The following is an 11,392-nucleotide window of genomic DNA, read 5'->3' on the forward strand; positions in this document are numbered from 1 at the left end:
AAGCATGGCAGAACATAAGCAAGGTGGACTCGGTAAAGGTCTGGCAGCTCTTATTCCTTCCGGCCCTGATGCACCCTCCCGTAAGCCGCGCCTGGGCAACGACGCTGCTGACATCATCCTTGGTGCTGCTACCGGCGGTCCAGCTGGTGATAAGCGCCGCGTGAAGGGTGCTCCGACTATCCAGCAGTCCAACTCCAAAAAGCGTCAGGCCAAGCCTTCCGTCATCGGAGCCACCTACCGTGAGATTGCGGTCGGTGACATCATTCCGAACCCTAAGCAGCCACGTACCGTCTTTGACGAAGAGGGCCTCGCAGAGCTTGTTCACTCCATTAAGGAGTTTGGTCTCCTGCAGCCGGTCGTTGTGCGCCCGGCTGATGAGGGCGGCTTCGAGCTCATCATGGGTGAGCGCCGTTGGCGTGCATCCTCCAAGGCAGGGCTTGCAACCATCCCGGCGATTGTCCGCGACACCAAGGATGACGACCTCCTGCGTGATGCGTTGCTGGAGAACATCCACCGCGTTCAGCTGAACCCGCTGGAAGAGGCGCATGCCTACCAACAGTTGCTGGAAGAGTTCGGTGTCACCCAGAACGAGCTGGCTGATCGCATTGGCCGTTCCCGCCCGCAGGTGACCAACATGATTCGCCTGCTCAAGCTTCCGGTCAACGTCCAAAAGCGCGTTGCGGCCGGCACCTTGTCGGGCGGCCACGCCCGTGCAATTCTTGGTCTTCCGGACACCGAGGCCATGGAGATCGTGGCTAACCGCGTCATCGCAGAGGGCCTCTCCGTGCGCGCTACTGAGGAGGCTGTAACCCTCTACAAGAAGGGCGAGAAGCCACAGCAGGAAAGGAAGCCTGCTGCTGCCCAGCCGCAATACTTCACCGACTCTGCTGAGCGTCTTTCCGATCGCTTTGACACCAAGGTCACCGTGACCATGGGTAAGCGTAAGGGCAAGATGGTCGTGGAGTTCGGAGATCAGGAAGACTTTGAGCGCATCCTCGCGCTCATCGAGGGCAAGTAATGCTGGTCGAGTCCGTCAAGGAAGGGGTGACCATCAACCCCTTGGCGGCTCGATCTGTTTTCTGGGAGCTCAAAACTGCCGTCGTTGATCCGGCCTTTGAGAAGGAGGCTTGGATCTCGGCGATGCTGCTCAGCCACGGCGACTGTGGACTTACCGTTGGCGATGAAGCCACGGTGTTCTTTTGCCCTTCCGAGTACGCACCAGGTGCCGCGAAACTTCCTTCCTCACCGGTATCTGAAGATGCGGCTATTTTGTCCTCGTTGTTTGTGAAATCGCACCGTGCGGCGCGGGGTTTAGAAGCAGTGCTTCTCGACGCCGCGGTGATGAACCTTACCTCGCGCGATTTCAGCGCTGTCGAGGCTTTTGGCTACCGCGACGCCAAGGAAGCGGAGTTCCTCCTACGCGAAAAACCCGCCTTCATCGGGTTGCTTCCAGTGGAAACACTCGAATCAGCGGGTTTCATGGTGGTGCAAGACCACCCAATTACGCCTCGTCTGCGCCTTGATCTCCCACCAGCATTCGATCTGCTTTCGGATGCGGCAGTGGAAGATATGCTGGCTAGGGCCTTGGCCTAAGCCCTTGGCCCACGTTGGCCAAAGGAGGCTTAGGCCTTCTCGGCGCGCAGTAGTTCGTCGAACTTGTAGGTGCCGGTTACTGCGGTGTCCTCATCCAGCAGGTAAAGACGTTTAACGGAAACGACGATTGCCTCCGCGATGTCATCTCGCATGTGTGGGTTGGTCAAGATAGCCACGTCACCTGGGTTGGTGAGGTAGCCCATGACAACCTGCACAACCGGCATCTGAGTAAGACGCAACAGATCCCATGTGCGGCCGTGGTTCCAGCAGTTCTGCAACGGCGTACGTGCGACAATCTCACGCTGGATGAAGCCGGAGAGGGTCTCACCGATCAGTGAGGAGTTGCCCTGCTCTGATCCAAAGTAGAAGGTTGCAACACCGTTAGCTTTGTCATTTTGGTAGCTGTCGCAAGCCAAAGAAATGACAAGATCAGCGCCGAAAGCGTTGGCCAGCTCAGCGCGGTCCTTAGTGGTGGGGTTATCCGTGCGAGGGCGGGAGATGATGGTCTCCATGCCCGCGGCAATCATACGGCCGGCGACGCGCTCGGCAAGATCCCACAAGAGGTCTTCCTCGCTGATTTCACCAAAGCGCCCTTTAACGCGTTGGCCTTTGTCCGCACCGCCGAGCGCAGGATCGATGACCACTCGCTTGCCGGCCAACTTTGGGCCAGCGTTGCGAACTCGCTCGCGCTCCTGAATGTTGTGTGCAGAACCGCCCGTGATGCGGCGCCCCAACAGGCTCAACGCATTGATGGTCGTGGGGCCGCAGACACCATCATTTTGCAGCCCGTAGTTCAATTGGTATTCAGCCAGCGCCGCGTGAGTGTCTGGGCCGAAGTGGCCGTCCACACGCTGTTGATAAAAGCCAAGCTCCTGGAGCTGCTGTTGGAGTTGCGCGACATCGTCACCAACCTGAACGTTGCCCGGCTCGTACGCCAGTACGCGTGCACCAAGGGTATAAGACGCTTGGCGCAGCTCACGAAGGGTGAGATCATCAATGACGCCGCTGGGCACTATGCCGCGGGACTGCTGGAAGGCCTTGATGACCTCGGATAGTTCGGCGTCAAAGATTTTGTCTGACTCGGAGTACTTTTGCTGTTTCCAGTCGGACAGAGTTCCCTGGTAATCCTTCATGAGGCCGAGGCGGGCGAGGGTTGCACGTGCCTCAGCGACTCGGACACTTTGGTCGCCAATGTGAAGGACGCGATTCACACCTACCCCTTTCTCGTGTTAATACTGTGCGTCCTGAGACGCATGTGAATAAGGCTACCAGCTAGAGCTGCTTTTGAATCTGCGCCACGATGTCAGACTTCGAACGAAGTCCAACAAATTCGTCGACCTTCTCACCGTTGCGGAAAATCAGCACGGAAGGGATTGACATGATCTGGAACATGGCGCCAAGAGTGCGCTCTTCATCGACGTTGACCTTGACGACTTTGACGTCGTCACCAAGCTCGCCCGCGACATCATCGAGGATTGGGGAAAGCTTCTTGCAAGGGCCACACCATTCAGCCCAGAAGTCAACGACGACAGGCTTGGAGGCGGAGGACTCGATTACTTCGGTACGGAAGGAGTCGGTGGTTACGTTTTTTACGTTGCTCATGAATGTTTAACGGCTTTCTGCGAGGAAATGTTCAGCATCGATGGCTGCGCGGCAGCCGGAGCCTGCTGCGGTAATAGCCTGCTGGTAGTGGTCATCGACCAAGTCACCGCAGGCAAAGACACCCGGAAGGTTGGTCTTGGTGGAAGGCTGATCAACAACGACGTAGCCGCCTTCGTTGAGCGCGACTTGGCCTTCAAGGAAGGCGGAGCGCGGATCGTGGCCAATGGCAACGAACATGGCGGTTACGTCCAGCGTCGAAACCTCACCCGTGATTGCGTCCTTGATCTCGAGCCCGGCGACCTCGCCTTCGCCCTCGATCACACGCTCCACTGTCTTATTCGTAGCCCACTTGATCTGTGGATTGGCCTTTGCACGCTCCAGCATGATCTTGGAAGCGCGGAAGTTCTCAGAGCGATGGATGATGGTGACGGTCTCGGCGAACTTGGTGAGGAAGGTTGCTTCCTCCATTGCGGAGTCGCCGCCGCCCACAACGGCGATGTTGTGGCCCTTGAAGAAGAAGCCGTCGCAGGTAGCGCAGGCGGAAACGCCACGGCCGGAAAGCTCTGCCTCGCCTGGAATGCCCAGGTAGCGTGGAGCGGCGCCGGTGGCGAGGATGACGGCGCGGGCCTCAAAGACCTCGTCGCCTACGTGCAGCTTCTTGATCTCGCCTTCGAGCTCGACCGAGTCAACAACCTCCATGCGCAGGTCAGCGCCGAAGCGGATTGCCTGGGAGCGCATTTCCTCCATGAGCTCTGGGCCCATGATGCCCTTCTGGAAGCCTGGGTAGTTCTCCACCTCGGTGGTGTTCATGAGCTCGCCGCCGTACTCGAAACCCTCGAATACGATCGGCTTGAGCTCAGCGCGCGCGGCATAAAGCGCAGCGGTGTAACCGGCAGGGCCGGAGCCTACGATGGCGACATCGTGGACGGTCATTTAAATAACTCCCTTGCAATGTACTGCTGGATCAACCCCACAGATCCTACCCGCGCTACGTTAAATAACGGGTATCAGAAACGGGGTTGATGCTTAAACGTGACCTCTCATTCAACGAGAGGTCAGGGAGCGTTATTCCTTTTTAAGTATTTGCTCCCTGCAGCATTGCTTCTCGAAGCGCTCGCCGCGCCCGTGCGCGGCGGGACTTAATGGTGCCGGGAGCGACTCCCTGGAAAGCAGCTACTTCGGCGATGGCGTAGCCCTCGACGTCGGTCCAATACAGGGCCTCGCGGTGGTCTTTGTGGAGAAGCTCCATGGCCTCCCGGACGGCCAGTGTGTCCTCGAGGTTCTCGTTGGGGTTGTGAGCCAAGAGATGATTTCTGTCATCTTCGACAAAGTCCACGTCCAGCGAAGCATTTTCGCGGTTGGCTCTGTGGTTGAGGAAGTCATATCCCGAATTCATCACCAAACGGTGTAGCCATGTAGATAACGCGGATTCCCGGCGGTATTTGTGCAGGTTGCAGCTTGCGCGCAAGAGTGCTTCTTGGAGTACATCCTGCGCATCGGTGTCGTTGTGCGTATAGCGTCGTGCCACCATGGTCAGCCTGGCACGGTGTCTTTCCACGATGAGCGAAAAGGCTTTGTTATCCCCCGCTATGAATGCGTCAACAAGTTCGTGATCACTGCGATCAGCCATGTAGATTCCCCCCGGATCAACAAGTACTTAAACCTGTTTTATCCGAGGGGTTCTACCGGACGCTAGCGAAGAGTGTCTACTCTATTGACCATTTTTCACGCGCAAGGTGCGGCGCAGGTGATCCTGGCACTCGAGCAGCACGCGGCGCAGCGCACGTGGACGCTCCTCGCGCAGGAATTCGTCGGTGGCGGCATCGGCCATCTCGAGCTCCGGGTAAAGGCCGCGGACCAGGCGATTGGCGATCTCGATCGGATGCTCCTGCCAGATCTTGTCGAGTACCTGGAAGAACTCCTCCGCAAATGGCTCGGTGAGGTGCTTCGAACGCGGCGCATTGAATGCGGCGAGCAAGGAATCCACCTCTGCGTTGGAGTAGGCACCCGGCTCGCGGACCATGTCGAAGACCTCGCGCTTGCAGCCCGGGAAGGAGCGGGAAACGCCCAGGTAAGCAGCTGCACCGGTCAAAGTGTTGTCGCGCTCCTTCTCGGCGTCGAGTTCTTCCTGGGAGACCGCTTCGCGTGCCGCGAGCGCACGCAGCACCGCCCAGCGGATGTCGGGATCGGTGGCGTCGTCAAGCACTGCGCGCAAACGGTCGTTGCCCGGCTCCGGGGTACTACCCAGCGCATTGATAGCGGCGCGGGTCAGCAGCAAGTGCGTATCCGTGCCCTTCTCCGCTTGCTGCAGCAGCTCCCAGATCTGGGTGGCATAATCCGGGGACTCCGGAAGGTAGTGGTTGACCGCGAATTGGGCGTTGGACAAAGCAGTGGTGAGCAGGGAGGGAGCCTCCCCTACGGCGTGCTTAAGCACGGTGTCGACGTAGTTTTGGGCCGGCCACTCGCCATCGCGGGTGAGGTTCCACAGGGAAGTCCAGATGACCGCGCGGGAGAGCTCGTCATCAATATCAGAGAGCTTGTCCTGGATGGTCTGCAAGGAGGTCTCGTCGAAGCGCACCTTGGCGTAGGTGTGGTCGCCGTCGTTAAGCAGCAACAGCGCCGGTGCCTGCAGGCCGGAAGCCTCGTCGACAATCGTGCGCGGGCCAGCGACATCGATGTCGAGGACTGCGTACTTGTGCAGGGAGGCGTCGAAAAGCGCAGCGTTCAAGCGGTGCGGACGCGTGCGGTCTTCTGCCTCGGCGAGGATCGCTAGCTCGGTGATCTTGTCACCCTCAACGTGCAGCTCCGGTGTCAGGGTGTCCGGGCCCCAGGTCTTGAGCCATGCGGTGGACCAGGCATCCAGGTCGCGGTCGGTGTGTTGTTTGAGGGCGCTGAGCAGATCGTCGAAGGTCGCGGCCGCAAAAGCATGGTTACGGAAGTAGTCGCGGGTGCCGGCGTAGAAGTTCTCGCGGCCCACGTAATGCACCAGCTGCTTGAGCACCGAAGCGCCCTTGGCGTAGGTGATGCCGTCGAAGTTCTGGCGGGCGGCGTCAACGTCAGGGATGTCTGCCTTGATGGGGTGCGTGGTGGGCAGCTGATCCTGCAGGTACGCCCAGTTCTTGCGCTGACCTGCGAAGTTGGTCCATGCCTCGGTGTATGCGGTGGCCTCGACGGAAGAATCTGCGCCCATGAACTCGGCGAAGGATTCCTTGAGCCATAGGTCATCCCACCACTGCGGGGTGACGAGATCGCCGAACCACATGTGGGACATCTCGTGAAGGATGGTGTTCGTGCGGCCCGCGCGCTGCGCACGGGTAGCACGGGAGCGGAAAAGATAGGTCTCGGTGAAGGTCACGAGGCCTGGGTTCTCCATGGCGCCGAGGTTGTACTCGGGAACGAAGATGGAGTCATACTTGCCCCACGGGTACGGGAACTTGTAGGCCTCGTCGAAGAAATCCATGCCCTGAGCGGTGATTTCCAGGATCTCGTCATCGAGGTAGCCCTCCATCGAGGCGCGCGCGAAGGCGCGGAGCTCGATGTCGCGCCAGGTGCGCGTCTTAACAATGTAGGGACCGGCGGCAAAGGAGGTTAGGTAGGTGGACAGCAGTGGGGTCTCGTTGAACTCCACGGTTACGGCGTTCGCGGCAGTTGCGTTTTCCGCTGCTTGGCGACGCACCTCCGGCTGATTGGAGAGCACCTGCCAACCCTCTGGCGCGGTGATGGTGGTGTAGAAGACCGCCTTGAGATCCGGCTGGTCAAAGCACGGGAAGATGCGTCGGGCGTCGGATGGCTCCAAGTGGGAGTACAGGTAGGTATTGCCGTCCGCGTTGTCCACCATGCGGTGCATGCCTTGGCCGGTGCGGGAGAACGCAGAGACACCTTGGATCTCCACGGTGATCTCTTCTCCCTCCGGTAGCTCGTGGAGGTATATGCGATTGTCGTGGAAGTCGACCTCTACGTCCTCGCCCTGCACAGCGACCTTCGTAACCTGCTCGCCGAGGTAGTCCACGAAGAGCTCGGGCTCCTGGGTGCTAAAGGTGATTCGGGAGGTTACAGGGAAGGTCAGGTTGTCTTGTGCTCCCGAAACATCGAGGTGGAGATGGTAGGAGCTGAGATCGATCGCCTGGGTGCGGGCGATGGCTTCAGCATGCGTGAGGCTGCCAGCCTGGTGAGAAGAGTTCGAGTTAGACATGACGGTCATTTTAGAACCTGGCTGTGGCAGTGGCTAGCACCTGGCTGCATACGAAAAACGCCCCAGGTTTTCCTGGGGCGTTGCGCGTTAGCAGCAGTGTGCTGTGTGAATTACTGCTTGATTGCAGAGACCTCGAGCTCGATCTTGATCTCCTCGGAGACCAGGACGCCGCCGGTCTTCAGCGGTGCGTTGAAGTCGATGCCGTAATCAAGACGGTTGATCTTGGTGGTTGCCTCGAAGCCGAAGCGGGTGTTGCCGAACGGATCCTCAGCGAGGCCCTCGGTCTCAACGTCCAGGGTGACCGGCTTGGTAACGCCCTTGATGGTGAGGTCGCCGGTAACGGTGCCGTTGCCAGCCTCGTCAACGTTGAAGGAGGTAGCGGTGAAGGTCAGCTCCGGGTACTTCTCTACTGCGAAGAAGTCGTCGCCCTTAACGTGGCCGTCGCGGTCATCGTTGCCGGTGTTGATGGAAGCGGACTTGATGGTGACGTCAGCCTTGGAATCAGCGATGTTCTCTGCAACGGTGATGGTGCCCTCGAAGTCCTCGAACTTGCCGCGGGTCTTGGTAACCATTGCGTGGCGAGCAACGAAGCCGATGGTGGTGTGTGCTGGGTCGAGTACGTAGGTACCTGCAATCATGATGTTCTCCTAAAAATTCTGCTTTGTCTGTGACGGCGAGTTCCGGAAACGATTTCTTGAAACCGCGCGGTCGAAACTGTCGTTTGTTGATGTAACAACATATAGCTTACTCGCGCCACTAAATTAGTCAACGCTTGAAGTAATATTGCTATTCCCAAAAGGGAACGCCACCATGCCTGAGCTGGCATGATGGCGCTATAAGGAGATGAAGAAAATTAGGACAAGCCCACGGTTTGTAGTTCGGAGACTGCGACCTTGCCGTCGAACATGATGAGGACTCCGTCGAAGCCCTTCTGCACCTTCTTCAGCTCGATGTCCTGCTTGCTGGCGCTGAGTTTGCCCTTAGCCAGCTCGGTGCCCTCGGGGTCCTCCGGATCAAACTTATCAGTGTTCACGCCATAGACGGTGAACTTAGTGCCCGTGGAACCGTACTGGCTGACCTGCAGCACGTGCAGCTGAGTCGGCTTCTCCAAGGTAACGAGTGCGCCCTCGGCGATGTCTACTCGCGCGGAACCCTTGCCGTCGACGAGTGCCTTCTGTTCCTTGTTATCCGGAACAGTGAACGCTGACTTTTCCTTGAGTAGCACCGGCGGGGTGTTCGGGAAGCTGGTCACGGTCTGCGTCGGCTTGGTTACGGGTGACTCCTCCCCCACCAAAGACATGATCCACGCGGTCAGTGCAGCCATACCCACAACAAAGATGGTGGCAAAGACACCCAAGATGATCGCGCCCGATCCCGAGTAGCCGCGGCCACCGAAGCCTGGAGTGGCTTCAGGAGCTTCGACCTTTTCTTCATGCACTTCCAGAGTCTGCTCAGTCTCGTTTGCATATGCATGCAAGACCTTTGCGCGCTCCTCGAGCGACTGCTCAGAATGTGCAACGTCGCGTAGTTCCTGTGGCGTAGATGCCGTAGATTCGGTCAGCAACGTAATGGTGGAGTTGATTCCATCGACGTCCGTTTCCACACTATTGCGCTCGAGTACGGCAGGGAACGCCAGCTTGGCGACGCCGTCCGTAGCGATACGGATGCGGTTGCGGTTATCGATACCCAGTACAAGATCGTGCTCGTGCGCTGTAGTTGCGGCGTCGACCAGCGGAGCGAGCGCACGTGCTACTGCACGCGGATCGAGGTCGCCTTCTTCCGCAACCGTCTTAAGCGGCGTGCCCTCAATCCAGTCGGCCACCACAAGGCAACCCTGGCGGTAGGACAGAATCTGGATGTTGGATGCCACCGCTTCCAATCCAAGCTCGGCGAGTTTGCGGGTGTTGCGAGAAATGTCGGCAGAACGACGTGCTGCCACTGCTGGGGTTGCCGGAGCCATCGGAGCCTCGCCCGTTGTGTCTACGAAGGTCAGGGAAACGACGCGGCCGGTGGCTTGTTCGCGGGCCTTCCAGAAGCGAGCGCCGGGGACCGAACCGTAGTCGGCAAGGAGGCGGAAGCGTCCGTCGGATACTGGAGCACCTGGTACCAGGCGCGGGCCGCGGACAATGCCGGCCGACATAGGCGGTGGGACTGGCGAGGAGTTGAACGCATCCTGGTTGAAGATCGGTTGGATTTCCTGGATCTCCGGCTCCTCGACCTCGATGGCTTCGGCGTCGTCGATCTTGATAAGACGGTTCATTCCCGGAATGCGCTGCAGCTGGCGGCCCAGGTTGATAACCTCTGGCAAGCCGGAGCGTGAGAGCACCAGGCCAGTTGCAATAACGAAGGTAAGTCCTACCACCATCAAGCGGATGAGCTCGACGAAAGGCGGTAGGGAGTCCGGTAGAACGAGATTGATGACCATGTTGAGGACAAAGGCCACAACGAGGCCAGCTACGGAAGACAACGTGGCCCACAAGGTGGTGCCCAGGACTTCCTTTCCACCGAGGCTGCCCAGCTTGCGCTTGAGGAGGAAGCCGCCGATAACCGCACCGGCAATGAAACCAAAGCCGTTTGCCGTACCCAGAAGAATAACAACGCGCTCTGGGGAATCCGCCACGTGTGGTGCGAGCATGGATAGAACAACCTTGGTGAAGGTAATTCCGGCAATGATGAAGGTCGGTGTCCAGGCTTCTTCACGGGCATAGAACACGCGTAGGTGCAGTAGCACCAACGCATAAGGAATAAGTGTAAATGCCGAGAAGCTGAGGGTTAGGCCCAGCAGCTCAGCGGCATCTGCGTCAAAGGCACCGTACTGGAAGAGGCCGCGGGCAATCGGAATGCCGAATCCGGTCATAAAGATGACGATTGGAATCAGCGCGATGAAGGTCAGCTTGGTGCCTAAGGTGAGATCGCGTACGACTGCCTTGACGTCACCGTCCGCTGCATTGCGGGACAGGCGTGGCATGATTGCGGTGAGCAACGTGACGCCAATAACGCCATATGGAACCTGCAGCAACAGCCATGCCTGCTGGTAAGTAAAGGGAGCACCTTCATCTGCCTGCGATGCAATACGCGAGGTGATGATGTAGCCCAGCTGGGATACGGCAACGTAAGCCACGATCGCCATGGCCATGCCGCCGAACTGCTTGAGGCGATCGTCCAAACCCCACAGCGGTTTGAGGTTGATGCCTGCCTTCTTTAAGTATGGGAACAAGATCAGGCATTGGACAATGACACCTAAAGTGGTACCTAGTGCCAGCAAGAGAACGTGAGGGTCAGAAACCGGAGATGGTGCCTCTGGGTGCAAGGACCCTGGTACCACTTGATATGCCACCAGCACCGCGATGGAGATGATGTTGTTGACCACCGGTGCCCAAGCACCAGGTCCAAAAACATTCTTGGTATTGAGTACCGCTTGGAAAAGCGCAAAGAGGCCGTAGAAGAAGATCTGCGGGAGAAGTAGATATGCGAAGGACGTTGCCTGGGTGGCATTAACCTCGCCGTCATCTGTCAACATAATGGTTGTCAGTTGGGGCGCAAAAATGCATGAGGCCACCGTGACAATACCCAGCAAAGTGAACGCCAAGGTAAAGAGGCGACGTACAAAGTTCTCTCCCCTATCCGCGTCTTCCTTCTCGGCACGCACCAGGACTGGGACGACCAAGGAAGTTAGGACAGCTCCGAGGACAATCTCAGTGATGAGGTTGGGAAGTTGGTTCGCTGTGGTGAACGCGGAAGAAATCGCGGGACCGAGCGACGAACCGATGAGAACGTTGCGCAGGAAGCCTGTGATGCGGGAGATCAGCGTGGCAATCGCCATGGATCCGGTGGCGCGAACAACCGCGCCGTCGGAAGTAGCAGTCTCTACATGTTCGCCTTTCAACGCGGATTTGTCTTCCGCCACTGGCATCGGTGCAACCCTCTTTTCCGGCACAGGTGCCGGCGGCGTGGGCGTCACAATGCGACGACGGGAGCCATTTTCATTAGTCATAAAAGGAACTA

Annotated in this window: 9 protein-coding genes; 2 read left to right on the forward strand and 7 right to left on the reverse strand. The window is 58.4% G+C overall.

Going from position 1 to position 11,392, the window contains the following annotated elements; genetic code table 11:
• Window positions 1-4: 4 nt before the first annotated feature.
• Window positions 5-1,018 (forward strand): ParB/RepB/Spo0J family partition protein, encoded by a 1,014-nt coding sequence (locus I6I72_RS07285; RefSeq protein ID WP_046646417.1) that lies wholly within the window; start codon window positions 5-7, stop codon window positions 1,016-1,018.
• A complete protein-coding gene (locus I6I72_RS07290) occupies window positions 1,018-1,593 on the forward strand; it encodes a hypothetical protein (protein ID WP_005530708.1) in 576 nt (191 codons plus the stop codon). Before I6I72_RS07285 ends, I6I72_RS07290 begins: the two co-directional genes overlap by 1 nt.
• A gap of 29 nt (window positions 1,594-1,622) precedes the next feature.
• Here the strand turns inward: I6I72_RS07290 and I6I72_RS07295 are convergent, their stop codons facing one another.
• The 7 genes from I6I72_RS07295 to murJ form a co-directional block, all read right to left on the reverse strand.
• On the reverse strand, window positions 1,623-2,804 hold the full coding sequence (locus tag I6I72_RS07295; RefSeq protein WP_005530710.1) for an N-acetylmuramoyl-L-alanine amidase: 1,182 nt from the start codon (window positions 2,802-2,804) through the stop codon (window positions 1,623-1,625).
• Window positions 2,805-2,865: 61 nt separating this feature from the next.
• On the reverse strand, window positions 2,866-3,195 hold the full coding sequence (gene trxA, locus I6I72_RS07300; protein ID WP_005530712.1) for a thioredoxin: 330 nt from the start codon (window positions 3,193-3,195) through the stop codon (window positions 2,866-2,868).
• 6 nt (window positions 3,196-3,201) lie between these two features.
• On the reverse strand, window positions 3,202-4,128 hold the full coding sequence (gene trxB / locus I6I72_RS07305) for a thioredoxin-disulfide reductase (RefSeq protein ID WP_201806522.1): 927 nt from the start codon (window positions 4,126-4,128) through the stop codon (window positions 3,202-3,204).
• A 142-nt stretch (window positions 4,129-4,270) separates the two neighbouring features.
• Window positions 4,271-4,825: a sigma-70 family RNA polymerase sigma factor gene (locus tag I6I72_RS07310; RefSeq protein ID WP_005530716.1), complete on the reverse strand. Its 555-nt coding sequence runs from the start codon at window positions 4,823-4,825 to the stop codon at window positions 4,271-4,273.
• An 81-nt stretch (window positions 4,826-4,906) separates the two neighbouring features.
• Window positions 4,907-7,387 carry an aminopeptidase N gene (gene pepN, locus I6I72_RS07315; protein WP_049146300.1) on the reverse strand — a complete coding sequence of 827 codons (2,481 nt, stop codon included), beginning with the start codon at window positions 7,385-7,387 and terminating at the stop codon, window positions 4,907-4,909.
• 110 nt (window positions 7,388-7,497) lie between these two features.
• Entirely contained in the window at window positions 7,498-8,025 is a 528-nt protein-coding gene (locus I6I72_RS07320) for a YceI family protein (RefSeq protein WP_005530720.1), read from the reverse strand.
• Between the two features lie 215 nt (window positions 8,026-8,240).
• Complete coding sequence (murJ, locus tag I6I72_RS07325; protein WP_049160478.1) at window positions 8,241-11,381, reverse strand: murein biosynthesis integral membrane protein MurJ; 3,141 nt, start codon at window positions 11,379-11,381, stop codon at window positions 8,241-8,243.
• Window positions 11,382-11,392 lie beyond the last annotated feature (11 nt).

The sequence above is a fragment of the Corynebacterium striatum genome (assembly GCF_016728105.1).
GTDB classification, from domain to species: Bacteria; Actinomycetota; Actinomycetes; order Mycobacteriales; family Mycobacteriaceae; genus Corynebacterium; species Corynebacterium striatum.

Bases quoted from the DNA above. Each gene is read 5' to 3' on its own strand.
- I6I72_RS07285 (WP_046646417.1), top strand. From the start codon at position 5: ATGGCAGAACATAAGCAAGGTGGACTCGGTAAAGGTCTGGCAGCTCTT.
- I6I72_RS07290 (WP_005530708.1), top strand. From the start codon at position 1,018: ATGCTGGTCGAGTCCGTCAAGGAAGGGGTGACCATCAACCCCTTGGCG.
- trxA (WP_005530712.1), bottom strand. From the start codon at position 3,195: ATGAGCAACGTAAAAAACGTAACCACCGACTCCTTCCGTACCGAAGTA.
- trxB (WP_201806522.1), bottom strand. From the start codon at position 4,128: ATGACCGTCCACGATGTCGCCATCGTAGGCTCCGGCCCTGCCGGTTAC.
- I6I72_RS07310 (WP_005530716.1), bottom strand. From the start codon at position 4,825: ATGGCTGATCGCAGTGATCACGAACTTGTTGACGCATTCATAGCGGGG.
- pepN (WP_049146300.1), bottom strand. From the start codon at position 7,387: ATGTCTAACTCGAACTCTTCTCACCAGGCTGGCAGCCTCACGCATGCT.
- I6I72_RS07320 (WP_005530720.1), bottom strand. From the start codon at position 8,025: ATGATTGCAGGTACCTACGTACTCGACCCAGCACACACCACCATCGGC.
- murJ (WP_049160478.1), bottom strand. From the start codon at position 11,381: ATGACTAATGAAAATGGCTCCCGTCGTCGCATTGTGACGCCCACGCCG.